The sequence below is a fragment of the Enterobacter sp. PL_is514 genome, assembly GCF_055816715.1.
The window spans coordinates 160,651-185,473 of sequence record NZ_JBVPGN010000035.1 but is presented as its reverse complement, the minus strand read 5'-3'; the positions used below and the strand labels follow the sequence as shown (position 1 = coordinate 185,473).

The following is a 24,823-nucleotide window of genomic DNA, read 5'->3' as shown; positions in this document are numbered from 1 at the left end:
AGGCTCCTTGCGGAGCCGCTTTGGTATCAGAACACTTTCTTATACGGTCGAACCGTCACTTTCGCATATACACCTGCCGCAACATACGGATCTGCGTCAGCCCAGGCCTGAGCGGCTTCCTGAGATTCAAACTCAGCAATAACCGTAGAGCCGGCAAAACCGGCGGCGCCCGGATCGTTGCTGTCTACTGCAGGCATAGGGCCGGCGGTCAGTAATCGACCTTCATCCTGAAGCAACTGCAAACGTGCCAGATGCGCAGGGCGCACAGCCTGGCGTTTTTCGAGCGAATCAGCAACATCTTCAGAGTAAATCACGTAAAACACGGCGAAGCTCCTTAACCGGTAAAAGTGTCAGTTACGTTATGTGAAAGGGCAAACGACTGCAATGTAAAATAAAAACAATGTTAATACCCTGATCTGAATGCGCCTTTTTTGGCCTCTCATGCGCTAAAGTTGCGTCAGAACAAAGTGTCTTATTGAATATGATTGCTATTTGCATTTAAAATCAGTGTTCGGTTTTTTAACGTTGATGATTATGACTTCGATGACCCTTGATTTACCTCGCCGCTTTCCCTGGCCGACGCTGCTTTCTGTCGTGATTCACGGTGCCGTTGTGGCGGGTCTGCTGTATACCTCGGTTCATCAGGTTATTGAAATGCCAGCGCCCGCGCAGCCGATTTCGGTGACGATGGTATCGCCAGCGGATCTCGAACCGCCGCAGGTTGCCCCTCCGCCGCCACAGCCGGTGGCTGAACCGGAGCCAGAACCCGAGCCTGTTCCGGCGCCACCGAAGGAAGCCCCGGTGGTGATCCACAAGCCTGAACCGAAGCCAAAACCTAAGCCGAAGCCAAAACCGGTGAAGAAGGTCGAAGAGCGTCCGAAACGCGAGGAACGTCCGGTTGAACCGCGCGCGACCCAGCCGGTAGAAAATGCAGCGCCTTCACGTCCGGTGATGAACAATACGGCAACGACTTCAAAGCCAACGGTTACCGCGCCAGCGGGCCCGCGTGCCGTAAGCCGCAACCAGCCCCAGTACCCGGCGCGAGCTCAGGCCTTACGTATTGAAGGTCGCGTACGGGTGAAATTCGACGTGACCGCGGATGGGCGCGTGGATAACGTGGAAATCTTGTCCGCTCAGCCTTCTAATATGTTTGAGCGCGAAGTGAAATCTGCCATGCGCAGATGGCGCTATGAGCCTGGCAAGCCGGGCAGCGGATTGATTGTTAATATCGTTTTCCGCCTGAACGGCGGGGCGCAGATGGAATAAAAAAAGCCTCCGAAAGGAGGCTTTTTTTTTGCCTGTCGATCAGGCTTGTGGAAGTTGACGAGGTTTACCCTCGCTGTCCACTGCGACATAAATAAACAGCGCTTCAGTGGCCTTATAACGCTGCCCAATCGGCTCAGAAGAGACTTTCTTCACCCAGACTTCGATGTTGATGGAAATGGAGGTATTGCCGCGTTTCACGCAGCGCGCGTAGCAGCAAACCACATCCCCTACCGCAACCGGGCGCAGGAAGGTCATGCCGTCCACCCGCACCGTCACCACGCGCCCGTGGGCGATCTCTTTTGCCAGAATTGCGCCGCCCATATCCATCTGCGACATCAGCCAGCCGCCAAAAATATCGCCGTTGGCATTGGTGTCAGCGGGCATTGCCAGTGTGCGTAAAACCAGTTCGCCCTGAGGGGCGTTAGTTGTTGTCATTGTTTTAACTCGTAACGGAAGACTTCAGGCGGGATGCTACTATGATTTCAAAGCGGAGAGAATAGACCAGAACGCCTGTCGTTGACGTTCTGGTCAGTCATTAATCAGTGCTTGTCGTCCTGCGGCATGTGGCGATAGATATATACGCCGCTTAACAGCGTGAAGATAAGCGTCAGCGCAGTCAGACCAAAGACCTTAAAGTTGACCCAGATATCCTGCGGCAGCCAGAAGGCGATATAGATATTAGCGAGACCACAGAGAATAAAGAAGATTGCCCAGGCAGTATTCAGACGCGACCAGACTGCCTGCGGCAGCGTTAGTTCTTTACCTAACATGCTCTGGATAAGGGGCTTTTTCATGAACCATTGACTGAACAGTAATGCTGCTGCAAACAACGCATAAATAACAGTCACCTTCCACTTAATAAATTCAACATCATGCAAGGCAATGGTCAATCCACCGAACACCGCCACCAAGATGAACGTAATAAGCGCCATTTTTTCGACTTTGCGATAGCGAATCCAGCTATAGATCAGCACAACGGCGGTCACAACGATTAATGCTTTTGTTGCAGCAAAAATGTCGTACAACTTATAGACAGCGAAAAAAACCGCGAGCGGTAAAAAATCAAGAAACTGCTTCATTCTGTGATTCCATCTTCTGAGCGGGGCGGGAGACAGCGATGCCCCCCGCCTCGGGATTACTGACGAATTAACATATACAGGCGGAACAGATAGACCAGCAGTACCGCTGAAATCAGATTGCTCAGCGTATTCGCCACTACCGCGCCAACATTGGGCGTTAATACCGCAAAATTCGGCGCAAACAGTAACAGCAGCGTTTTGGCGAGCAGCCAGACGATCACGGCGGGCGCCACCAGACGCATATTAGCCCATGCCAGTCGGATGCTGCCGCGCATCGCGGTAAAAATCCCCATTTTATCCTGCACGACCATCACCGGCGCAAATGAGAGCACGATAGCCAGTAACACACCCGGCACCACGACCAGCATAATCCCCATCTGCACCAGCAGGGTGGTTAAAAAGATCAGGATAAACAGCTTAGGTAAGACCGGCGCGCTGGCACCAATCGCCCGCAAGGCGCTGACCCGGTGACCCGCCGATACCAGCTGAATCATCAGCAAAACGCCGCCCGCCAGAATTGCATTACCAATCAGGCCTGAGAACGTGGACGCGGCAGAAGCGCGCAGCAGAATTTGCTGCTGCTCAGGCGTCATGTTTTGCACCAGTTCAAACAACCCCACGCTACCCGCAAGGTGGTCGCCCTGGCTGAGGCTGGCAATCTGTTCTTCACTCGGTGAGAAGGCATGGCCCAGCACCACCGTGATAAAGGCACATAGCAACGCGATCAGTAAAAAGGTTATGAACTGATTGCGGAAAAAGTTTCCCGTGTCACGGTAGACAGACTTCGCCGTGATAGACATGCACTCTCCTTGAGTATTGCAGGTGTTAATTAGCCGGCAATTGTACACCGGATGCACCTGCTGTGGCAGCATCAAGGCTTGTATGGAAAAGCATATCTTTGTAAAGCGGCGGTAATCCAACGCGGGCGCGGGCGCGGTTACAGGCTTCGTTGACCTGCCCATCTTCCCCCGACATGGCAAATTCCCGGCACGGGCTGGGGCGATCCTCATAGATAGAACACCGGGTAGAGACCCCAGGCTCGCCTTGTAGCGCGACGCAGCGGACCTGCTTTTGGTTTGTGCCGCTCATGCAGCGCAGAAAGGGGGTTAACGGCTCAGTAAGATGAACCGGAACGGCACCGCCGCCATCGCTGGCTTCGGCCCAGTAGAAAGAGACTCGAAAATACGCACAACAGGCTCCGCACGTCATGCACGGGTTAATATCACTCATGGCACACCTGCAAAAGAAGAACGCATCAAATCAACTTGTGAAGCGATAAATTATCCAGCCGCCAGAGGAAGAGCAAGAGGGGGAAAAGGGAAAATTTTGTAACCGTGAAATGCCAAAAATTGACATGGAAACAACTTATTGGTTTTGGATGCGTAACAAAAAATTAATCCAGATCAATGAATGTTAAGTTACTGGTTTTAATGTGATCTGTGGCAGATCACTTATTACCCTTTTGTGAGTATATTCTCACCCGCGATTAAAACCACAACGATGGAGCGGATATGAAAAAATTAGCGGTGGCAGCCCTTGTATTAAGCAGTCTCTCTGGCGGCGCGTATGCGCATGAAGCAGGCGAATTCTTTATTCGTGCCGGTTCGGCTACGGTTCGCCCAACTGAAGGATCGGATAACGTGCTGGGTATGGGCGGTTTTAGCGTCAGTAATAACACCCAGTTAGGTTTAACGTTCACCTATATGGCGACGGATAATGTTGGTGTTGAGCTTCTGGCAGCAACGCCGTTCCGTCATCGCGTGGGTCTCGGGCCGACCGGTGATATCGCCACGGTTCACCATTTACCGCCAACGCTGATGGCGCAATGGTACTTTGGTGACTCAAGCAGCAAGGTGCGCCCTTATATTGGCGCCGGTGTGAACTACACCACCTTCTTTGATGAGAAATTCAACGATACCGGTAAAGAGGCGGGTCTGACGGATCTCAGCCTGAAAGATTCGTGGGGCATGGCGGGACAGGTCGGTCTGGATTACCTGATTAACCGCGACTGGCTGATCAACGCCTCGGTCTGGTACATGGATATTGATACGGACGTACGCTTCAAGGCGGGCGGTCAGCAGCAAAGTATCAATACTCGGCTGGATCCGTGGGTGTTCATGTTCTCTGCGGGTTATCGTTTCTGATCCGCCGTCAAACTGGCCACAGGGTGGCCAGTTTGATTTGCTCACTTCAAAACGACGGATAAACCGGCCGCTCATCAAGCTTTACGCAATGCCTCAGGATCGTTTCCCCATCATATAAATAGCTGAAAGCGTCGCTCGACAGGGAATGGAAGAGAATATCGCCGTTGGCAAACGGGATAATTTCGGTATCACCCGCACGTTTGTGCCCCGCGCCGGTTTCAAAATGACCGTGCCATCGTTCCTGGGTGTGGTCATAAACGTGAAGAATAACTTCGACAAGTCCTCTTTGCGGACAATTAAGGCGCAGGAAGGTAGAAGAGAAATTCAGGGACAGTGCATGGAAGGGAATCAATAAGGCGAAAACCAGTAAAGCTCGTAAATACATCAAACCGCGAAAACCTCCTTCAAAAGGGAAATGAGATTTTACTTAAGTCGAAAACTGCGTTTTTGCGGTGGATCAAGATGTCTTATAATTCAATACGATAAAGGCCCCTTACGAGGCCCTTAGCGATCATTTTTGAATCAGATAGCGAATGGTGGGGCCATCCTGCTGGATATCCAGCACCGTATAACCGTGGTTTTTCGCATCCAGCGGTATGTTGTTGATGGACTGCGGGCAGTCGCTGACCACCTCCAGAATTTCACCTTTCTTAAGCTGCGGTAGTGCTTCAAGCGTAGCAACCGCCGGATAAGGACAGGGCTCACCGACCATATCCAGACCGTAATCAGGCACGATCTCTTTCATGCGGCGTTCTCCTGCGTTTCAGGTTTGACAGTGGCACGGCGGAAGAAGCGTTTCTCCTGTGCGACGACCAGTAAAAAAGCGACCAGCAGCAGGGCGTAGGTGACCAACAGGCCGCCGAGAGGCCCGAAGGTATTCAGCAGGTTGACCTTGTCCCAGCTGGTGGCCAGGACGGGAGACAAGTCATCCCAGTAATACGCCAGGATCGTAGAACCAATCACATTTCCCAGACCCACCCACCAGTAATGCACCTGGCCTTCGACGGCGCGATACATCCAGCCGGTTTCACACCCGCCAGCCAGCACGATCCCGAAGCCGAACAGCAGGCCGCCAATGACCGCGTTAGGACCGGCCCACATGATTTTTGGTTCGACGCCCAGTTGAACATAGCTGAAGATGCCGATGGCGCTGACCGCCATCCCGGCGATAATCGCCTTCGCCATCATCGTGCGCCCGGTGATCCACATATCGCGAAACGCGGAGGTGAAGCAGATCTGCGCGCGTTCAATGAGCAGACCAAAACCCACACCGAACAGCATCGCCAGACCGAGTTTGGGCTGATTCAGAGCGGTGCAGAGCGCCCATGCGATCATGGCGAAAAAGACCAGCATTCCGAGGCGGAAACGGTGGCGTGCCTGAGAGGGCTTCTGGGTTAATGGAGACGCTGCGCTGACTTTTACCATTTTCACTGGAATGCGAAACAGCGGCAGTAGAGTGAATTTTGCACCAAAGTAAGAGCCAATGGCCGTGGCGACAGCAAAGAACCAGGCGTGAAGAGAAAACTGAGGGATCCCGGTAAAGAAGGCGGCAAGGTTGCACCCCATCGCCAGGCGCGCGCCGAATCCGGCAATTATGCCGCCGATAATCGCCTGCAGAATGCGGATACGGCTTTTGGGCATACGCAACTTAACGTTGTTTGCCCACAGCGCCGCCGCGAAACAGCCGCCGAACATGCCGATGATCATCATCCCGTCGATGCGGGTGAGCGGCGTACCGTCCAGATGAATGAGTTTAAAGTAGCCCCACTCTTCGGCATGTACGCCAGCGAGTTGCAGCAGTTGGCCACCCCAGCGGGTGAATTCGCCGGTTACGGCCCAGAAGGTACCGGTAATGCCAAAATAATAAGTAGAGAGAATGCCTGCCGCGATAACGGCCGGAACAGGTGACCAGAACTTAACCAGGTAAGTCTGTTTGAAGAATTGCCATGACATGAAGAAGCCTCTGAACTCAGAAGGAATATGTGGAATTAACGGACTGGAATATATAACTTTTTTCCTTACTCTAAAACCTCGCTGATGCCTTTCTCTAAAATACATCCCTTTTTCATGACTTTTATCATTAAACCGAGCGGCTTATTCAGCCACGCCTGGCTTCGGGAGGCGACAGCACAGGCGTTGAATAAATATTTAAATAGTTAATGTTATGTTAAGGCATGCTAAAGCTTGATGCAGGCGTTTTCAATGGCGAAAACTGATTCTATAACCACTGATGAATTCATGGTCATTCATCAGAAGTTGTACCGAATTTCAAAGACGTGGGGTGATTTATGGTTGACGTTATTTTTTTTACGTACTGAAAGCTGCCGGGTTGTAAACATAAAATACAGTGATATTAACGATGATCTGTTGTATCTCGCGGCAACACCAAAATTTGAGTCGCGGACAGTGAGACTGTGCAAGATACTGCGGCAATTATTTAATAAAAGAAAGCTGGCTAACCCCCTGGATATCTATGTTTTTCAGAGTAAATCAAATCGCGTAAAAGGCGTTGCAAAGCCAGTAACAACGGTGGCGATGAATATAGCCCTTAAAGAGGCCGCAAGAGAAATTGCAAACAAAAATGTCACCATGAAAAGTGCTCAGCAGATAATGGACTAAGAAGTTTGCAAAGATCCGAGTGGCCGTAGTCTTATTTTTTATAAGACGTACAGCTAAGGTACGTCATAAAATTTCATCAAAATACACGTCTCAGAGGAATGATATTACACCACTGTTTTTTATACTCCATTCCGGCGAAGTTTTTTCCCAATGAGAATATGATTTGTTTCTCATCCCGCGCACACAGCTCTCGGGCGCGATTATAATTTTCCCAGAGCAAGACGCTCCCCGCACCAATGTCATTATATTGGGGATCATATCCACCATTGATGTCATCGAAATAAATCCATTCGGGGCATTCAGTTTTGAATATTAAATCAATTGCTATGATTTTTTTATTGAATGCGAGCGCGGAGCCAAAAACCATATGCCTCAGATTTTCAATAGCATCCAGCAGGTTCTCTCTTGGATAGGGTGATATCTTACCGCGCCAGCGAGCATTAAATAAGTTTATGTAACTGTCGCAAATTTCCTCAGCAGAAAGAGTGTTCACATCCAGTATTTCCCCTCCAAGCTTGAGGAAGCGATTCCTTTCGCCATTTCTTTTCTTAATCGTTTTTGGAGAAAATACAGATTTCATATGACATATCTCATCATTCAGCATTTTACTGCTGAATGAATTGATGAACGCATTTTTCTGTAATGGCGAAAGTTTTTTTGTCCTGACGGGAAGGAAAAATTTTGAATGAGGGGCGCTGGGTAATATTATATCCTCAAAAACAAACGGGTGCGATTTTGAATAGAGATTCAGGGATCCACTGATGGAGTAAGTTGATGAGACAATAATACCATCTTTTTTTCTACAGAAAAAACGAATGTCTTTTTTTCGTTTGTTTGCCAGGTAAGTTAGCACATCCGGGTGTGTGCATACACTTCCGCCATAAACAGAATAAGCCTGACGGTAAATACTCAGGTCACACTCTTCCCATCCACAAATTAAACTTCTTAACATTTTGACCAAATATTTTTTTGCAATAACAGATATACGCATACTTTATACATTCTTTGCAGTATGTAAATCGACAAAGAGATATTGTTGACTACTTGTTTAGTGAAGGGATGAATTAAGTATTAGTGTGCTATTTATTGCAACTGATATGAATGCTGGAAATGAAGAGAGTGTGTAAAAAAAGAGGACCGTCTGGCTGGGATGCCAGACGGTCGAAGGGTTAGGCTTTACGCGTCGCCGCTTTCATTGCAGTCACAAACGCTTTCAGCTCGGCCAGCATCTGCTCGGGCTTGTCCACGTTCTTTTCGATGATCTTCACAATCGCAGAGCCGGAGATGGCACCTGCCGCTTTCGCCTCAATCGCTGCGGTGACCTGATCCGGGGATGAAATCCCGAAACCCTGCAGCGGAGGCGCGGCATGGTACTCGGCCAGCTTCTCCACAAGGTGATGCAGCGGCAGCGCGGCTTTATTCTCGGCACCGGTCACGCCTGCGCGGGAGAGCAGGTAGGTGTAACCGCGCCCGTAAGAGGCTATCTGGCGCAGCAGCTCATCGTCCGCGTTTGGCGGGCAGATAAAAATAGGGGCGACATTGTGACGCATCGCAGCCTGGCGGAATGGCGCAGACTCCTCAACCGGCACGTCGGCCACCAGAACGGAGTCGACGCCCACGCGCGCGCACTCGGCGTAAAACTCATCGATACCGCGGTTGAATACCAGGTTGGCGTACATCAGCAGGCCAATCGGGATAGTGGGGTGCTTCTGACGGATCGCCGCCAGCATCTCGAAGCACTGGGTCGGCGTGACGCCCGAGGCAAACGCGCGCAGCGTCGCATTTTGAATGGTCGGGCCATCCGCCAGCGGGTCAGAGAACGGGATCCCCAGCTCCAGCGCATCGGCACCGGCTTCAATCAGGGTGTCGATGATCTTCAGCGACTGTTCAGGGCCAGGGTCGCCCAGGGTGACGAAGGGAACGAACGCGCCTTCCTGGCGGGATTTCAGTTCTGCAAATACGTTATCGTAGCGTTCCATCAGATTTCCCCTCGTGCTTTCAGAATATCGTGAACGGTGAAGATATCTTTGTCACCGCGACCGGAAAGGTTCACCACCAGCAGCTGTTCTTTTTCCGGATTGTCTTTCATCATTTTCAGCGCATGGGCCAGAGCGTGTGAAGACTCCAGCGCCGGGATGATCCCTTCGCTGCGGCACAGCGTTTTGAACGCCTCCAGCGCTTCGTCATCGGTAATGGAGACATAGTCCGCGCGACCGGTACTGTTCAGATAGGCGTGCTGCGGCCCGACGGATGGGAAGTCGAGGCCGGCAGAGATAGAGTAAGACTCTTCAATCTGGCCTTCATCGGTCTGCATCATCGGGGATTTCATGCCGAAGTAGATCCCCACGCGGCCATGCTTCAGCGGCGCGCCGTGTTCACCCGATTCAATGCCGTGACCCGCAGGCTCGACGCCAATCAGACCCACGCTGGTGTCGTCGATAAAGTCTGCGAACATACCGATGGCGTTAGATCCGCCGCCGACGCAGGCGATGACCGCATCCGGCAGGCGACCCTCTTTTTCGAGGATCTGCGCTTTGGTCTCTTCCCCGATCATGCGCTGGAATTCACGCACGATGGTCGGGAACGGGTGCGGGCCCGCCGCGGTACCGAGCATATAGTGCGCGGTTTCGTAGCTGCCAGACCAGTCGCGCAGCGCTTCGTTACAGGCATCCTTCAGCGTCGCGGAGCCGCTGTGCACCGGGATCACTTCCGCACCCATCAGACGCATACGGAAAACGTTCGGAGACTGACGCTCAACGTCTTTCGCCCCCATATAGATGCGGCATTTCAGGCCGAGCAGGGCGCTGGCGAGCGCCGAGGCCACGCCGTGCTGGCCTGCGCCGGTTTCGGCGATGATTTCGGTTTTACCCATACGCTTCGCGAGCAGCGCCTGGCCCAGCACCTGGTTAGTCTTATGTGCGCCGCCGTGCAGCAGGTCTTCACGCTTCAGATACAGCGTGGTTTTGGTGCCTTCCGTCAGGTTGCGGCATTTGGTCAGGGCCGTTGGGCGGCCTGCATAGTTTTTCAGCAGGTCGGTAAATTCCGCCTGAAACGCCGGATCCTTCTGCGCGCTCACAAACGCTTCTTCCAGCTGGCGCAGCGCGGGCATCAGGATTTGCGGGACGTACATCCCGCCGAACTCACCAAAATACGGGTTAAGTAATGTCGTCATCTTCTCTTCCTTAATATGCACGCAGAGTTTTAAAAACCGAGGCCAGTTTGCTGGCATCTTTAATACCCGGCTGGGACTCTACGCCTGAATTGAAATCGAGGCCTGCGCAGCCGGTTTTCGCGGCTTCTACACAGTTGTCCGGGCTTAATCCGCCCGCCAGCAGAACGTTGTCCAGCTTTTCGCCGTTCAGCAGAGACCAGTCAAAACGCTGGCCGGTTCCGCCCTGGCCGTTATCGAGGACGTATTTATCCACGTGGTTCAGGTTACGCGGGGGCAACGTATCGTCAACGCGTTGCGCTTTCCAGATCTGTACCTGCGGTGCCAGCGTGGCGCGCAGGGCATCGATATAGGCCTGATCTTCTTCGCCGTGGAGCTGCACCGCGCTCAGGGATAACGCGTCGGCTTTTTCAACCACCTCTGCGATGTCTGCGTTGCGGAACACGCCAACATAGCTGAGCGGAGCCGCGGCGATGACCTTACGCGCCTGCTCTTCGCTGACCGAGCGAGGAGAGGAATCCACAAAAATCAGCCCGCCATAAATCGCTCCGGCTTCATACGCGGCCTGGGCGTCCTGTTCGCGGGTTAAGCCGCAGACTTTGTTTTCACCCAGCAGCACGCGACGTACTGCCGCATTGAGATCGTCATGTTCCATCATGGCGGAGCCAATCAGGAAACCGTTGGCGAAGTGGCTCAGCTCGCGCACCTGGGCGTAGCTGTTAATGCCGGATTCGCTGATGACCGTGACGCCAGCGCCCAGACGCGGCGCCAGCTGGCGCGTGCGGTTCAGGTCAATGGACAGGTCACGCAGATCGCGGTTGTTAATGCCAACCACTTTGGCTTCCAGCGCAATCGCGCGTTCCAGCTCTTCTTCATTACTCACTTCGGTCAGCACGCCCATGTTCAGGCTGTGCGCCACGGCGGAAAGCTGGCGGTACTGCTCGTCGTCAAGTACCGAGAGCATTAGCAGGCAGGCGTCGGCCTGGTAAAAGCGCGCCAGCCAGATCTGATACGGATCGATAATAAAGTCTTTGCACAGGATCGGCTGCGGCGCGATGCCGCTGACGATCGGCAGAAAATCGAAGCTGCCCTGGAAATATTTCTCATCCGTCAGCACGGAGATGGCTGACGCATGATGCTTATAAATGCCGGCAATACGTGCCGGGTCGAAATCGTCACGAATAACGCCTTTTGACGGGGAGGCTTTTTTGCACTCAAGAATAAACGCGGTGCGCGCACCCTGCAGGGCATCATAGAAACGACGTTGGCTTGGTACGACGTCGTTCTGGAAACTGGCAAGCGGCTGCTGTTGCTTGCGGGCTTCCACCCAGATGGCCTTATCGGCAACGATTTTCGCTAAAACGGTCTGCATTCTTTACCCTCTTGCCGCAAGTGCGGTAACGCGATCGTAAGCTGCACCGGAGCGCAGTACATCCAGAACTTTTTGAACGTTGGCCTTCAGGTCTTCCTCACCGTGCAAACGCATCAGCATGGCGACGTTGGCAGCAACGGCGGCCTCATGAGCGACCTCTCCCTTACCTTGTAATAAGCGCGTCAGAATGTCACGGTTTTCTTCCGGCGTACCGCCGGCCAGCGCTTCCTGGTGATACGGGGTTAAACCAAAGTCAGCGGCTTCCAGTTGGTAGCTCAGGATTTCACCGTCGCGCAGTTCGGCTACCAGCGTTGGCGCATGCAGTGACACTTCGTCCATACCACCGCTGTGCACCACGGCGGCACGCTGGTAACCCAGCACGCGCAGCGTCTCGGCAATCGGCAGTACCAGTTCCGGACTGTAGACACCGATCAGCGCCAGCGGCGGGTGCGCCGGGTTGATCAGCGGGCCGAGCACGTTAAACAGCGTGCGGGTTTTAAGCTGCTGACGAACCGGCATCGCGTGGCGGAAACCGGTGTGATACTTCGGCGCAAACAGGAAGCAGACGCCCAGGTCATCCAGCGCTTCACGGGAACGCTCGGCGTTCATATCGAGATTAATACCGAATGCGGCGAGCAAATCGGAAGAACCAGACCGGCTGGAAACGCTGCGGTTACCGTGTTTCGCGACCTTTAAACCACACGCCGCCGCCACGAAGGCGCTGGCGGTGGAGATATTGATGCTGTTACTGCCGTCTCCCCCGGTGCCAACAATATCGGCAAACTGATAGTCCGGCCGCGGGAACGGGGCGGCATTTTCCAGCAGGGCCGTAGCGGCACCGGCGATCTCCTGCGGACTTTCGCCGCGGACTTTCATGCTCACCAGCGCGGCCGCCAGCTGTTCCGGCTTCAGCTCACCGCGAACCACGGCGGAGAAGAGCTGGTGGCTCTCCTGCTGGCTCAGGGTTTGCGCCTGATACAGTTTTTCCAGAATCGGCTGCAGGGTGTTGGTCTGCTCCAGCTTCTGTAACGCCCAGTCGAGGGTCTGCTCCAGCAGGCGGGCACCGTGGGAGGTCAGGATGGATTCCGGATGGAACTGCATCCCGCAGACGCGATCCGCGTCGTGACGGACCGCCATCACCATCCCTTCAAACGAGGCGTTGATCGTCAGCCCGGCGGGAATGTTGCTGCCGACCAGCGAGTGGTAGCGCGCGACCGGGAGCGGGTTCGGCAGCCCGGCAAACATTGCCTGGCCGTCATGTTCGATGCTGGACGCTTTACCGTGAAGGATTTCACCTGCCTGGCCAACGTAGCCGCCATAGGCTTCAACAATCGCCTGATGACCGAGGCAGATGCCGATAATCGGCAGCTTGCCGCGCATACGGGTCAGCAGCTCCGGCATACAGCCCGCCTCGCTCGGTGCGCCTGGCCCCGGAGAGAGCATCAGCACCGGGTTTTGCATGGTGGCCAGACGGTCAATCAGGGTCTGCGCCGGGACGTGGTTGCGGTAGATAACAACGTTGTGGCCATTCGCACGCAGTTGATCTGCCAGGTTATAGGTAAAGGAGTCGATATTATCGAGCAGCAGAATGTCAGCCATCAGAAAATCTCCTGTGCATGGTGTGCGGTAGCAATGGCGCGAAGGACCGCACGGGCTTTGCTGCGCGTTTCGTCAGCTTCAGATTGCGGAACAGAATCAAGAACAATCCCGGCACCCGCCTGGACGGTGGCAATACCGTCTTCGACATAGGCGGAGCGGATCACGATGCAGGTATCGAGGTCACCATGGGCGGTGAAGTAACCCACCGCGCCGCCGTAGCTGCCGCGACGACGCCCTTCGGCGGCGGCAATCAGCTGCATGGCGCGCACTTTCGGCGCACCGCTCAGGGTGCCCATGTTCATGCAGGCGCGATAGGCGTGCAGCACGTCGAGGTCGTGGCGCAGCTCGCCCACTACGCGAGAGACCAGGTGCATCACGAACGAATAGCGGTCGACTTTAGTCAGGTCCGCCACGTAGCGGCTGCCCGGGGTACAAATACGGGCCAGATCGTTACGCGCCAGATCGACCAGCATCAGGTGCTCGGAGAGCTCTTTATGATCGGTACGCATTTCCAGTTCGATACGGCTGTCCAAATCGCGATCCAGAGAGCCATCGGCGCGACGTCCGCGCGGACGGGTCCCGGCAATCGGGTAGATCTCAATCTGACGGCTGGTGGCGTCGTACTTCAGCGAGCTTTCCGGCGAGGCGCCGAACAGCGTGAAGTCGTTGTCCTGCATAAAGAACATGTACGGGCTCGGGTTGCTTTTTTTCAGCACGTCGTAGGCTGCGAGCGGCGACGGGCAGGGCAGTGAGAAGCGACGGGACGGTACCACCTGGAAAATTTCCCCGGCGCGAATCGCCTTTTGCATCTGACGAACCACGGCGCCGTACTGATCGTCGGTCTGGTTCACATCGCAGGTCATTTTTTCCACGCGCTGCACCGGAAGTGCAGGGGGCGCTTCCGTCATCTGCTGCTGGAGCTGCGCGATGCGGTGCTCAAGACGGTTTTTCTCAGCTGTCGAAGGCGTGAACAGGCTGGCCTGGATACGGGTGTATTGTTTCTGATGGTCGATCACCAGCAGGGTTTCAGCCAGATAGAAACAATAGTCCGGGCAGCGATTACCCTGCTCGGTTTCCGGCAAATCTTCAAATCCGGCGACCAGGTCATAAGCAAACAACCCACCAAAGAACATCGCCTCACGCTCGTCTTCCGGCACGGTAACCAGGTTCTGCAGCAGGCGGAAGGCATCGAAAACGGACAGGGAGCAGAGGCGCGCGTCTTCGTCCAGCAGTTGGCTCACCGGCGGGAAATGCAGAATACGCATTTCTGGATGACGTTCGTTTTCAATGCCTGAAGGCAGGGCTGCATCCAGCAGCGGCAGCAGCGATGCGCCGTTATCTGACAGCGCCTTAATTGTGACAGTGTCACCTAAAGCGGTAATGCGCAGCGCGCTGTCGACCAGCAGCAGGCTCTTGAGATCGTCTTTGCTGTCGATGTCTGCAGATTCCAGTAGCAGCGTTGCCGGACGTGCCCCGCACACCTGATGAAACAGCGCGGTGGGGTTGTGGCGATAGGCCGCCTCGCAGGTCAGCAATTCGAGATGAGGTTTGGCTGTTTGCATGTTGGTGTTCTCATTTATTCTGTTCAAAAAAAAGCCCGCTGAGTAGCGGGCGGGTATCTGTTTGCATTTCGCAGACGCGTGACACTGCCCGATGATCAGGAAGTACGCCACCAACCGTGCAGAGTGAAATGTGCTGTCATTTTCAGATACCTTTCTCGTGTGAACTTGCGTACTAGTTAACTAGTTCGATGGCGTGTTGTCAACCCTTGATTTCAGAATTTCGCGTGAAGTCGGTATCATGGGGTTTTCGGATGTCTCCAACCTGTTATGGGAAGTGCTTTGAGCGATACCACCTACGCCATTATTTATGATTTACACAGCCATACTCAGGCCTCTGATGGCCTGCTGACACCCGAAGCCCTGGTTCATCGTGCCGTTGAAATGCGCGTCGGTACGCTGGCGATAACCGATCACGATACGACAGATGCCATTCCGGCGGCGCGCGCTGAGATCGCCCGCAGCGGGCTGGCGCTAAATCTGGTGTCCGGCGTTGAGATTTCGACCGTCTGGGAAAACCATGAGATTCATATCGTTGGCCTGAACATCGATATAGACCATCCGGCACTTATTGCCTTTTTGCAAGAACAAAAAACGCGCCGCAACCAGCGCGCAGAGATGATCGGCGAGCGTCTGGAAAAGGCGCATATTCCGGGCGCGCTGGAAGGTGCGCAAAAGCTGGCGAACGGCGGGGCAGTCACCCGCGGTCATTTCGCCCGTTTTCTGGTAGAAGCAGGCAAAGCGACGACCATGGCGGATGTTTTTAAAAAGTATCTGGCGCGCGGGAAAACCGGATACGTTCCGCCACAGTGGTGTACAATAAAACAAGCTATTGATGTGATTCATCATTCTGGCGGTAAGGCCGTGCTGGCACATCCGGGGCGGTATAATCTTTCTGCTAAATGGCTGAAAAGACTGCTGGCACACTTTGCCGAATGCGGTGGCGAGGCGATGGAAGTCGCCCAGTGTCAGCAGGCGCCCAACGAGCGCGCGCAGCTCGCGACCTATGCCCGCCAGTTCGGCCTGCTTGGGTCACAGGGGTCTGATTTCCATCAGCCCTGCGCCTGGATCGAACTGGGGCGCAAGCTCTGGCTGCCCGCTGGCGTTGAGCCGGTCTGGCAGCTCTGGGAACAGCCGCAGCAAATTGAAGAGAGGGAAGTATGAGTCAGTTTTTCTATATCCATCCGGATAACCCGCAGCCACGTCTGATCAACCAGGCCGTGGAGATCGTCCGCAAAGGCGGCGTGATTGTCTACCCGACCGATTCAGGGTACGCGCTGGGCTGCAAAATTGAAGATAAAGGGGCGATGGAACGCATTTGTCGTATTCGCCAGCTGCCGGACGGCCATAACTTTACCCTGATGTGCCGCGATCTCTCTGAACTGTCGACCTATGCGTATGTCGATAACGTGGCGTTTCGCCTGATTAAGAACAACACGCCGGGCAACTACACCTTCATCCTGAAAGGGACGAAAGAGGTGCCGCGCCGCCTGCTGCAGGAAAAGCGTAAGACTATCGGCATGCGCGTGCCGTCGAACCCGATTGCGCAGGCGCTGCTGGAAACCCTCGGCGAGCCGATGCTCTCTACCTCGCTGATGCTGCCGGGAAGTGAATTTACCGAGTCCGATCCGGAAGAGATCAAAGATCGTCTGGAGAAGGTGGTCGAGCTGATTATTCACGGCGGCTATCTCGGCCAGCAGCCGACCACCGTGGTCGACTTAACCGAAGATGCACCGGAAGTGATTCGTGAAGGCGTGGGTGATGTAAAGCCTTTCTTGTAATGGTATAAGCAGATATACTACGCGGCCATCAAAGCAGGGCTCAGCCCTCTTTTGACCTGATTCGACGCCTGTGAAGGCGACACCTGAGGAAGCTCAATGAGCGAGAAGTTACAGAAAGTGCTGGCGCGTGCCGGCCACGGCTCACGCCGTGAAATCGAAGCCATTATTGAAGCGGGTCGCGTGAGTGTGGACGGTAAAATCGCCACGCTGGGTGACCGCGTTGAAATCGTACCGGGGCTGAAGATCCGCATCGACGGTCATCTTATCTCCGTGAAAGAGTCCGCTGAACAAATCTGTCGCGTGCTGGCTTACTACAAGCCGGAAGGCGAGCTGTGCACCCGCAACGACCCGGAAGGTCGTCCGACGGTGTTTGACCGTCTGCCTAAACTGCGCGGTGCTCGCTGGATTGCCGTTGGTCGTCTGGACGTGAACACCTGCGGTCTGCTGCTGTTTACCACCGATGGTGAACTGGCAAACCGTCTGATGCACCCAAGCCGTGAAGTGGAACGTGAATACGCGGTGCGCGTATTTGGCCAGGTTGATGAGAATAAACTGCGCGATCTGTCGCGTGGCGTTCAGCTGGAAGACGGTCCAGCGGCGTTCAAAACCATCAAATTTACCGGTGGGGAAGGCATCAACCAGTGGTACAACGTGACCCTGACCGAAGGCCGCAACCGCGAGGTGCGTCGTCTCTGGGAAGCGGTAGGCGTACAGGTTAGCCGTCTTATCCGTGTCCGTTACGGCGATATCCTGCTGCCGAAAGGTCTGCCACGCGGTGGTTATACCGAACTGGATCTGACCCAAACCAACTATCTGCGCGAGCTGGTCGGCCTGACGCCGGAAACCACCTCAAAAGTGGCGGTGGAAAAAGATCGTCGTCGCATGAAGGCGAATCAGATCCGTCGCGCGGTGAAGCGCCACAGCCAGGTGAGCAGCAGTCGCCGCTCCGGCAGCCGTAATAACAACGGTTAATGTAAAAGCCCGGTGAATGCACCGGGCTTTTTTCTTTAGTAATCAACGCCAATTTGCGCTTTGATGCCCGCATCAAACGCATGTTTGACCGGACGCAGCTCGCTGACGGTATCGGCCATCTCCAGAATATCCCGATGACATCCGCGCCCCGTGACGATAACCGTCTGGTGTACAGGACGGTTCTTCAGAGCATCCAGCACGGCCTCCAGCGGCAGGTAGTCGTAGGCGACCATATAGGTTATCTCATCCAGCAGAACCATATTCAGCGAGGGATCGGCCAGCATTCTCTTTGCATGCTCCCAGACGGCGAGACAGGCGGCGGTATCCGTTTCACGGTTCTGGGTATTCCACGTAAACCCGGTTGCCATTACCTGAAACTCGACGCCGTGAGGCTCCAGCAAATTGCGCTCGCCGTTGGGCCATGTGCCTTTAATAAACTGGATCACGCCCACTTTTTGCCCGTGTCCGACGGCGCGTGTCGCCGTACCGAATGCGGCGGTGGTTTTCCCCTTGCCGTTGCCGGTAAAGACAATGACGATCCCACGCTCGTCCTGTGCCGCCGCGACGCGCGCATCGACCTGTTCTTTCAGACGCTGCTGGCGCTGCTGATGACGTTCTTCACTCATTGCGAAATTCCTGGTTTACGGCCCGGCTGGGCGTCAAAGGTCATCCCGGTTTTGCGGCGGCTGTCGTCGCCCATCAGCCAGAGATAGAGCGGCATAATGTCTGCCGGGGTTTTCAGCTTCTGCGGATCTTCGCTCGGGAACGCACTGGCGCGCATTTTGGTGCGCGTACCGCCCGGGTTGATGCAGTTTACGCGCAGATGGCGGCTCTGGTACTCCTCCGCCAGCACCTGCATCATGCCTTCGGTCGCGAATTTTGATACGGCATAGGCTCCCCAGTTTGCGCGTCCCTCACGGCCAACGCTGGAGGAGGTGAACACCAGTGAACCTGAATCCGATTTGAGTAATAAAGGAAGCAGTGCCTGAGTCAGGAAAAACGTCCCGTTGACGTTGACCTGCATGACCTCCTGCCAGATATCAGGATCCTGTTCATCCATGGGACGCACTTCGCCTAACAAACCGGCGTTATGCAGTACGCCGTCGAGTCTCGGATAGTGGGCGCTGATGCGCCGGGCTAATTCCTGGCATACTTCGGGCGTGCAGGTCAGTAAATCGAGTGTATACCACGGGGCCGGTGTGCCGCATACAGCCTCAATCTCCTGCGCGACGCTTTTCAGTTTTTCTTCGTTGCGCCCGATCAGAATGACGTTCGCGCCGTAATCGGCGTAGGTCAGGGCCGCCTCGCGGCCAATCCCGTCGCTGGCACCGGTGACAAGAATAATCCGGTTTTGCAGCAGATTTTTTTGCGGTTGATAATGCACGGTGACTCCTCAGGCGACCGATGATGCAATGGCGCCTTTATGATGACTTTTCGGCTTTATGCCCGAATTAGCCTAATAATTCAATCAGTCTACAGGACGCATTACTGTAAAATTAACAATTTGCAAATATTTAAACGCCAGTGCGGGGATTCCTGAAGGCGGCTCGCAGAGGTAATGTCACGAGCGAGACGCATGGGCAGGGCTGATGTACACTGCCGTGAAAGATTCGTGGTTAAATCAAGGTGGAACGCGTGGAATTACTTTCTCAATATGGGTTGTTTTTGGCCAAAATCGCGACGGTGGTGATTGCCATTGCGGTGGTTGCCGTTCTGATTGTCAACCTGACGCAGCGCAAGCGTCAGCGAGGGGAGTTACGCATCACCCGCCTGAGTGAGCAGTATAAAGAGATGCAGGAAGATATGTCTCTGGCGCTGCTTGATAGTCATCAACAGAAACTCTGGCTGAAAGCGCAGAAGAAAAAGCATAAACAGGAAGCCAAAGCGGCAAAGGCAAAAGCGAAGCTCAATGCGCCGCAGGATAAGGCCACGCCACGTGTCTATGTGCTCGATTTTAAAGGCAGTATGGATGCGCATGAGGTTTCCTCTCTGCGGGAGGAAGTGACTGCCGTTCTGGCCGTGGCGACACCGCAGGATCAGGTTGTCGTGCGTCTTGAAAGCCCGGGCGGGGTGGTTCACGGTTACGGACTGGCCGCCTCACAGCTGCAGCGCCTGCGTGAAAAACAGATCCCGCTGACCGTGGCCGTGGATAAAGTGGCGGCCAGCGGAGGCTACATGATGGCCTGCGTGGCGGACAAAATTGTGGCCGCACCGTTCTCTATCATTGGCTCGATCGGCGTGGTCGCGCAAATTCCGAACTTTAACCGCTTCCTGAAAAATAAAGAGATTGATATCGAACTTCACACGGCGGGTCAGTATAAACGTACCCTGACGCTGCTGGGAGAAAACACGGAAGAAGGGCGTCAAAAGTTCCGTGAAGATCTCAACGAAACGCATCACCTCTTTAAAGACTTTGTGCATCGTATGCGCCCGACGCTCGATATTGAACAAGTTGCGACAGGCGAGCACTGGTACGGCGTCCAGGCGCAGGAGAAAGGGCTGGTGGATGAAGTCGGAACCAGCGACGATCTGCTGCTTAACCTGATGGAAGGCCGGGAACTGGTGGGCGTGCGCTTTACCCAGCGTAAGCGACTTCTTGACCGCTTTACCAACAGTGCGGCAGAAAGCGCGGACCGCCTGCTGCTGCGCTGGCTACAGCGCGGACAAAAACCGCTGCTGTAAACAAAAACGCGAGGCACATGCCTCGCGTTTTGCGTTAATCGACCAGGTGATATTTCTCGGAAAGCGTATGCGCCAGGTATTTAAACATGTTAAACACGGCGGTGCTTTTCGGGGTCGGCAACCCCTGTTCGTCAAGGAAGTATTCGCCGCTGAAAATCAGCACGCCATTACGCTGCTCTACGCCGGTGGCTTCAATGCCCGCCAGCGTATCTTCGTGGTCACGGATAAGCTTGTTTGCTTCGATAAGCAGAGAGGCTCGGTCAATAGGTTGGGTCGTATTCTGCATAATCCACTCCTTAAACAGTGACAATAGTCTACGCCGAGGGCGCTTTGGGGGCAAATTTTCCCTGTAATGTGAGGGGATAAGGTACAGGGACCTGGCTGGCGGGATTTGCTTTTGCATGCTAATAAAGTTGCGTAACGAATTTTATCAGGTAGAGTGTGCGCTTTCGTCATTCTGGCAACAGAATTGCTTGACATTCAACCGGGAATTCGTCACGAATTACACGAGATGTGAGAAAAATACCCGAGAACTCAATCACCTGGGCGTCTTTTCTTTAACGCCCGGTAAGACAAAGGGGTTGATATCTCCTGACGCAGTCGCAATATCATTGGCTCGTCGTCAGCGGAAGGGAAATCAACGTGCGGCGTATTCCTGGAAGAATTAAATTAGGTAAAGGTGAATATGGGTAAAGCTCTCGTCATCGTTGAGTCCCCGGCAAAAGCCAAAACGATCAATAAGTATCTGGGTAATGACTACGTGGTTAAGTCCAGCGTGGGTCATATCCGCGATTTGCCGACCAGTGGCTCAGCCAGCAAAAAGAGCGCAGACTCTACCTCCACCAAAGGGGCTAAAAAGCCTAAAAAGGATGAACGTAGCGCGCTTGTCAACCGCATGGGTGTTAACCCATGGCATAACTGGGACGCACAATATGAAGTGCTGCCCGGGAAAGAAAAAGTCGTTAACGAGCTGAAGCAGCTGGCTGAAAAAGCAGACCACATCTATCTCGCAACCGACCTTGACCGCGAAGGGGAAGCCATTGCGTGGCACCTGCGGGAAGTGATTGGTGGTGATGACAAACGCTACAGTCGTGTAGTGTTTAACGAAATTACGAAGAATGCGATTCGTCAGGCGTTTGAGAAGCCGGGCGAACTGAATATTGACCGTGTAAACGCACAGCAGGCACGTCGCTTTATGGACCGCGTTGTGGGCTACATGGTTTCTCCACTGCTGTGGAAGAAGATTGCCCGTGGCCTGTCCGCAGGGCGTGTGCAATCCGTTGCCGTGCGTCTGGTCGTTGAGCGTGAGCGCGAAATTAAAGCTTTCGTGCCGGAAGAGTTCTGGGAAGTTGACGCCAATGTGACCACGCCGGGCGGTGACGCTCTGCCGCTGCAGGTCAGCCATCAGAACGATAAGCCTTTCCGTCCAGAAAACCGCGACCAGACCATGGCCGCCGTAGCGCTGCTGGAAAAAGCACGCTACCAGGTGCTGGAACGTGAAGACAAACCGACCAGCAGCAAGCCGGGTGCGCCGTTTATTACCTCAACGCTGCAACAGGCTGCAAGCACGCGTCTGGGTTACGGCGTGAAGAAGACCATGATGATGGCTCAGCGCCTGTATGAAGCGGGCTACATCACCTACATGCGTACCGACTCAACCAACCTGAGCCAGGACGCGGTCAACATGGTGCGCGGTTACATCAGCGACAATTTCGGTAAGAAATACCTGCCGGAAAGCGCTAACCAGTTCGCCAGCAAAGAGAACTCTCAGGAAGCACACGAAGCGATTCGTCCTTCTGATGTCTCTGTGTTAGCGGAATCACTGAAAGACATGGAAGCCGACGCGCAGAAGCTGTATCAGCTGATCTGGCGCCAGTTCGTGGCGTGCCAGATGACCCCGGCACAGTATGACTCCACCACGCTGACCGTTGGTGCGGGTGATTTCCGTCTCAAAGCGCGTGGACGTATCCTGCGTTTCGACGGCTGGACGAAAGTGATGCCTGCGCTGCGTAAAGGTGATGAAGACCGAACGCTGCCGGCAGTGAATAAAGGGGATGAGCTCTCGCTGGTTGATCTCGTGCCAGCCCAGCACTTCACCAAGCCGCCTGCACGCTTCAGTGAAGCATCTCTGGTAAAAGAGCTGGAAAAACGCGGTATTGGCCGTCCGTCGACCTACGCGTCGATCATCTCTACGATTCAGGACCGTGGTTACGTACGCGCTGAAAACCGTCGTTTCTATGCGGAAAAAATGGGTGAGATCGTCACCGACCGTCTGGAAGCTAACTTCCGCGAGTTGATGAACTACGATTTCACCGCGCAAATGGAAGACAGCCTCGACCAGGTTGCCAGCCATCAGGCGGAATGGAAAAAGGTCCTCGACAGCTTCTTCAGCGACTTTACCGACCAGCTTGAGAAAGCGGAGAAGGATCCTGAAGAGGGCGGCATGCTGCCTAACCAGATGGTTCTGACCAGCATCGACTGCCCAACCTGTGGTCGCAAGATGGGGATCCGTACTGCCACGACGGGCGTGTTCCTTGGCTGCTCCGGCTACGCGCTGTCGCCAAAAGAGCGCTGCAAAACCACCATCAACCTGGTGCCTGAGAACGAAGTTCTCAACGTGCTGGAAGGTGACGATGCGGAAACTAACGCTCTGCGTGCCAAACGCCGCTGCAAAAAATGCGGCACGGCAATGGACAGCTACCTGATCGATCCAAAACGTAAGCTGCACGTCTGCGGTAATAACCCAACGTGTGACGGGTATGAGATCGAAGAGGGCGAGTTCCGCATTAAAGGCTATGACGGCCCGATTGTAGAGTGCGAGAAGTGTGGCTCTGAAATGCACCTGAAAATGGGGCGTTTCGGTAAGTACATGGCCTGTACCAACGACGAGTGTAAAAACACGCGCAAAATTCTGCGTAATGGTGAAGTGGCTCCGCCGAAGGAAGATCCGGTTCCGCTGCCAGAACTGCCGTGCGAGAAATCCGACGCGTACTTTGTGCTGCGTGACGGCGCTGCGGGTGTCTTCCTGGCCGCCAACACCTTCCCGAAATCGCGTGAAACGCGCGCGCCGCTGGTGGAAGAGCTGCATCGCTTCCGCGATCGTCTGCCTGAGAAACTGCGTTATCTGGCCGATGCGCCACTGCAGGATCCGGAAGGCAACAAAACCGTGGTACGGTTTAGCCGTAAAACCAAGCAGCAGTATGTTGCGGCCGAGAAAGAGGGTAAAGCGAACGGATGGTCAGCTTTCTTTGTCGATGGCAAATGGGTTGAAGGCAAGAAATAATCTTCCCTTACCGTAACTTACCTGTAAAAGGGCCGGATTTCCGGCCCTTTTTTATTGCCTTGTTATTATTTTTTGTTCCGTACTATACAGTCAGGCTATAAATGATATAGTGGTTATAGTTAACCTGTTTCTTATTATTAAATCGTCTTAAGCGATTGACCGCATGCGCTAAATCGGATGGTCTGGCATGAAATTACAGCAGCTTCGTTATATCGTTGAGGTGGTGAATCATAACCTTAACGTCTCTTCTACCGCCGAGGGGTTGTATACCTCGCAACCGGGCATCAGCAAACAAGTTCGTATGCTGGAGGATGAGTTAGGTATCCAGATATTTGCCCGCAGCGGTAAGCATCTCACTCAGGTGACGCCTGCGGGGCAGGAAATCATCCGCATTGCGCGGGAAGTCCTCTCTAAAGTCGATGCGATTAAGTCAGTGGCAGGGGAACACACCTGGCCGGATAAAGGTTCGCTGTATATTGCCACGACGCATACCCAGGCGCGCTATGCGCTTCCCGGTGTCATCAAAGGCTTTATCGAGCGTTATCCCCGCGTCTCTTTGCATATGCACCAGGGCTCGCCAACGCAAATTGCTGAAGCCGTTTCCAAGGGTAATGCAGACTTTGCCATCGCCACCGAAGCGCTTCACCTCTACGACGATCTGGTCATGCTTCCATGCTACCACTGGAACCGTTCTATCGTAGTGACCCCGGATCACCCCCTGGCGGGTAAAGGGTCGGTCTCTATCGAAGAGCTGGCGCAGTATCCATTGGTGACGTATACGTTTGGTTTTACCGGCCGCTCCGAGCTTGATACGGCCTTTAACCGGGCAGGGCTAACGCCGCGCATTGTCTTTACCGCGACGGATGCCGACGTGATTAAGACCTATGTGCGGCTTGGTCTGGGGGTGGGCGTCATTGCCAGCATGGCGGTGGATCCGGTGTCAGACCCTGACCTGGTGCGTCTTGATGCGCACGATGTTTTCAGTCATAGCACCACAAAGATTGGATTCCGTCGCAGCACCTTCCTGCGCAGCTATATGTATGATTTTATTCAGCGCTTTGCCCCTCATTTAACGCGTGATGTGGTTGATACCGCCGTTGCATTACGCTCAAATGAAGATATTGAAGAGATGTTTAAAGACATCAAACTCCCCGAAAAATAATCACACCCGGTATCTTTCCCTTAGGGAAAGATACCGAAATAACGCCTCAAAGCTAAATTAGAATTATCATCATCTACGTATCCCCTGTCATATAATGTCATTATCCATTTAGTCCGTAAGGTTATAATGTCGTGAA

General features: G+C 54.1%; 27 protein-coding genes and 1 other annotated feature. Of the genes, 9 read left to right on the top strand and 18 right to left on the bottom strand.

Annotated features, from left to right (window positions below):
- Positions 1–26: 26 nt before the first annotated feature.
- Positions 27–323, bottom strand: a complete 297-nt coding sequence (locus AC0TNG_RS19680; protein ID WP_024907101.1) for a YciI family protein — start codon at positions 321–323, stop codon at positions 27–29.
- Positions 324–543: 220 nt separating this feature from the next.
- Here AC0TNG_RS19680 and tonB point away from each other — a divergent pair, with 220 nt between their 5' ends.
- Positions 544–1,266, top strand: a complete 723-nt coding sequence (gene tonB, locus AC0TNG_RS19675; RefSeq protein ID WP_024907102.1) for a TonB system transport protein TonB — start codon at positions 544–546, stop codon at positions 1,264–1,266.
- 39 nt (positions 1,267–1,305) lie between these two features.
- Here tonB and yciA read toward each other — a convergent pair whose 3' ends face one another.
- From yciA to AC0TNG_RS19655, 4 genes are all read right to left on the bottom strand, one after another.
- Positions 1,306–1,701: an acyl-CoA thioester hydrolase YciA gene (yciA, locus tag AC0TNG_RS19670; protein WP_008502796.1), complete on the bottom strand. Its 396-nt coding sequence runs from the start codon at positions 1,699–1,701 to the stop codon at positions 1,306–1,308.
- A gap of 104 nt (positions 1,702–1,805) precedes the next feature.
- Positions 1,806–2,345 carry a septation protein A gene (locus tag AC0TNG_RS19665; RefSeq protein ID WP_473712669.1) on the bottom strand — a complete coding sequence of 180 codons (540 nt, stop codon included), beginning with the start codon at positions 2,343–2,345 and terminating at the stop codon, positions 1,806–1,808.
- A gap of 56 nt (positions 2,346–2,401) precedes the next feature.
- Positions 2,402–3,145: a YciC family protein gene (locus AC0TNG_RS19660; RefSeq protein WP_024907104.1), complete on the bottom strand. Its 744-nt coding sequence runs from the start codon at positions 3,143–3,145 to the stop codon at positions 2,402–2,404.
- A gap of 25 nt (positions 3,146–3,170) precedes the next feature.
- Entirely contained in the window at positions 3,171–3,575 is a 405-nt protein-coding gene (locus AC0TNG_RS19655; RefSeq protein ID WP_032645143.1) for a YkgJ family cysteine cluster protein, read from the bottom strand.
- A 281-nt stretch (positions 3,576–3,856) separates the two neighbouring features.
- Here AC0TNG_RS19655 and ompW point away from each other — a divergent pair, with 281 nt between their 5' ends.
- Positions 3,857–4,489, top strand: a complete 633-nt coding sequence (ompW, locus tag AC0TNG_RS19650; RefSeq protein WP_024907105.1) for an outer membrane protein OmpW — start codon at positions 3,857–3,859, stop codon at positions 4,487–4,489.
- A gap of 46 nt (positions 4,490–4,535) precedes the next feature.
- On the opposite strand, the gene AC0TNG_RS19645 is transcribed toward ompW, so the two are convergent.
- From AC0TNG_RS19645 to yedE, 3 genes are all read right to left on the bottom strand, one after another.
- Positions 4,536–4,874, bottom strand: a complete 339-nt coding sequence (locus tag AC0TNG_RS19645; protein WP_063621876.1) for a hypothetical protein — start codon at positions 4,872–4,874, stop codon at positions 4,536–4,538.
- A gap of 126 nt (positions 4,875–5,000) precedes the next feature.
- Positions 5,001–5,234, bottom strand: a complete 234-nt coding sequence (yedF, locus tag AC0TNG_RS19640; RefSeq protein WP_473712668.1) for a sulfurtransferase-like selenium metabolism protein YedF — start codon at positions 5,232–5,234, stop codon at positions 5,001–5,003.
- Positions 5,231–6,442 carry a selenium metabolism membrane protein YedE/FdhT gene (gene yedE / locus AC0TNG_RS19635; protein ID WP_267214956.1) on the bottom strand — a complete coding sequence of 404 codons (1,212 nt, stop codon included), beginning with the start codon at positions 6,440–6,442 and terminating at the stop codon, positions 5,231–5,233. The genes yedF and yedE overlap by 4 nt, the downstream gene beginning before the upstream one ends.
- Before the next feature lie 249 nt (positions 6,443–6,691).
- On the opposite strand from yedE, the gene AC0TNG_RS19630 reads away from it, so the two are divergent.
- On the top strand, positions 6,692–7,108 hold the full coding sequence (locus AC0TNG_RS19630; RefSeq protein WP_024907108.1) for a hypothetical protein: 417 nt from the start codon (positions 6,692–6,694) through the stop codon (positions 7,106–7,108).
- A gap of 76 nt (positions 7,109–7,184) precedes the next feature.
- Here AC0TNG_RS19630 and AC0TNG_RS19625 read toward each other — a convergent pair whose 3' ends face one another.
- From AC0TNG_RS19625 to trpL, 7 genes are all read right to left on the bottom strand, one after another.
- On the bottom strand, positions 7,185–8,099 hold the full coding sequence (locus tag AC0TNG_RS19625; protein WP_473712667.1) for a GNAT family protein: 915 nt from the start codon (positions 8,097–8,099) through the stop codon (positions 7,185–7,187).
- A 178-nt stretch (positions 8,100–8,277) separates the two neighbouring features.
- Positions 8,278–9,087 (bottom strand): tryptophan synthase subunit alpha, encoded by an 810-nt coding sequence (trpA, locus tag AC0TNG_RS19620; protein ID WP_048990761.1) that lies wholly within the window; start codon positions 9,085–9,087, stop codon positions 8,278–8,280.
- Positions 9,087–10,280: a tryptophan synthase subunit beta gene (trpB, locus tag AC0TNG_RS19615; protein ID WP_024907111.1), complete on the bottom strand. Its 1,194-nt coding sequence runs from the start codon at positions 10,278–10,280 to the stop codon at positions 9,087–9,089. The genes trpA and trpB overlap by 1 nt, the downstream gene beginning before the upstream one ends.
- Before the next feature lie 10 nt (positions 10,281–10,290).
- On the bottom strand, positions 10,291–11,649 hold the full coding sequence (gene trpCF, locus AC0TNG_RS19610) for a bifunctional indole-3-glycerol-phosphate synthase TrpC/phosphoribosylanthranilate isomerase TrpF (RefSeq protein ID WP_473712666.1): 1,359 nt from the start codon (positions 11,647–11,649) through the stop codon (positions 10,291–10,293).
- Between the two features lie 3 nt (positions 11,650–11,652).
- Positions 11,653–13,248: a bifunctional anthranilate synthase glutamate amidotransferase component TrpG/anthranilate phosphoribosyltransferase TrpD gene (trpD, locus tag AC0TNG_RS19605; protein ID WP_126328721.1), complete on the bottom strand. Its 1,596-nt coding sequence runs from the start codon at positions 13,246–13,248 to the stop codon at positions 11,653–11,655.
- On the bottom strand, positions 13,248–14,810 hold the full coding sequence (locus tag AC0TNG_RS19600; protein WP_048990764.1) for an anthranilate synthase component 1: 1,563 nt from the start codon (positions 14,808–14,810) through the stop codon (positions 13,248–13,250). The genes trpD and AC0TNG_RS19600 overlap by 1 nt, the downstream gene beginning before the upstream one ends.
- 25 nt (positions 14,811–14,835) lie before the next feature.
- Positions 14,836–14,929 (bottom strand) — a sequence feature (Trp leader region).
- Complete coding sequence (trpL, locus tag AC0TNG_RS19595) at positions 14,906–14,950, bottom strand: trp operon leader peptide (protein WP_106993556.1); 45 nt, start codon at positions 14,948–14,950, stop codon at positions 14,906–14,908. It overlaps the preceding feature by 24 nt.
- A gap of 139 nt (positions 14,951–15,089) precedes the next feature.
- On the opposite strand from trpL, the gene rnm reads away from it, so the two are divergent.
- The 3 genes from rnm (at position 15,090) to rluB (ending at position 17,560) form a co-directional block, all read left to right on the top strand.
- A complete protein-coding gene (gene rnm, locus AC0TNG_RS19590; RefSeq protein WP_032647580.1) occupies positions 15,090–15,971 on the top strand; it encodes an RNase RNM in 882 nt (293 codons plus the stop codon).
- Entirely contained in the window at positions 15,968–16,588 is a 621-nt protein-coding gene (locus AC0TNG_RS19585) for an L-threonylcarbamoyladenylate synthase (RefSeq protein ID WP_003856793.1), read from the top strand. The genes rnm and AC0TNG_RS19585 overlap by 4 nt, the downstream gene beginning before the upstream one ends.
- Before the next feature lie 96 nt (positions 16,589–16,684).
- The gene (gene rluB / locus AC0TNG_RS19580; RefSeq protein WP_023312076.1) at positions 16,685–17,560 is read left to right on the top strand and encodes a 23S rRNA pseudouridine(2605) synthase RluB; all 876 of its coding nucleotides are present in this window, start codon (positions 16,685–16,687) and stop codon (positions 17,558–17,560) included.
- A gap of 35 nt (positions 17,561–17,595) precedes the next feature.
- On the opposite strand, the gene cobO is transcribed toward rluB, so the two are convergent.
- Together cobO and AC0TNG_RS19570 are read right to left on the bottom strand one after the other, a co-directional pair.
- Positions 17,596–18,186 carry a cob(I)yrinic acid a,c-diamide adenosyltransferase gene (gene cobO / locus AC0TNG_RS19575; protein WP_024907116.1) on the bottom strand — a complete coding sequence of 197 codons (591 nt, stop codon included), beginning with the start codon at positions 18,184–18,186 and terminating at the stop codon, positions 17,596–17,598.
- Positions 18,183–18,944 (bottom strand): YciK family oxidoreductase, encoded by a 762-nt coding sequence (locus AC0TNG_RS19570; RefSeq protein WP_463726774.1) that lies wholly within the window; start codon positions 18,942–18,944, stop codon positions 18,183–18,185. The genes cobO and AC0TNG_RS19570 overlap by 4 nt, the downstream gene beginning before the upstream one ends.
- Before the next feature lie 251 nt (positions 18,945–19,195).
- On the opposite strand from AC0TNG_RS19570, the gene sohB reads away from it, so the two are divergent.
- Positions 19,196–20,242, top strand: coding sequence for a protease SohB (gene sohB / locus AC0TNG_RS19565; protein ID WP_024907118.1), 1,047 nt, complete (start codon positions 19,196–19,198; stop codon positions 20,240–20,242).
- A 34-nt stretch (positions 20,243–20,276) separates the two neighbouring features.
- Here the strand turns inward: sohB and AC0TNG_RS19560 are convergent, their stop codons facing one another.
- A complete protein-coding gene (locus AC0TNG_RS19560) occupies positions 20,277–20,528 on the bottom strand; it encodes a YciN family protein (protein WP_023312072.1) in 252 nt (83 codons plus the stop codon).
- Between the two features lie 399 nt (positions 20,529–20,927).
- On the opposite strand from AC0TNG_RS19560, the gene topA reads away from it, so the two are divergent.
- Positions 20,928–23,525 carry a type I DNA topoisomerase gene (gene topA, locus AC0TNG_RS19555; RefSeq protein ID WP_473712665.1) on the top strand — a complete coding sequence of 866 codons (2,598 nt, stop codon included), beginning with the start codon at positions 20,928–20,930 and terminating at the stop codon, positions 23,523–23,525.
- A 187-nt stretch (positions 23,526–23,712) separates the two neighbouring features.
- The gene (gene cysB, locus AC0TNG_RS19550) at positions 23,713–24,687 is read left to right on the top strand and encodes an HTH-type transcriptional regulator CysB (protein ID WP_024907120.1); all 975 of its coding nucleotides are present in this window, start codon (positions 23,713–23,715) and stop codon (positions 24,685–24,687) included.
- The last annotated feature ends 136 nt before the right edge of the window (positions 24,688–24,823 follow it).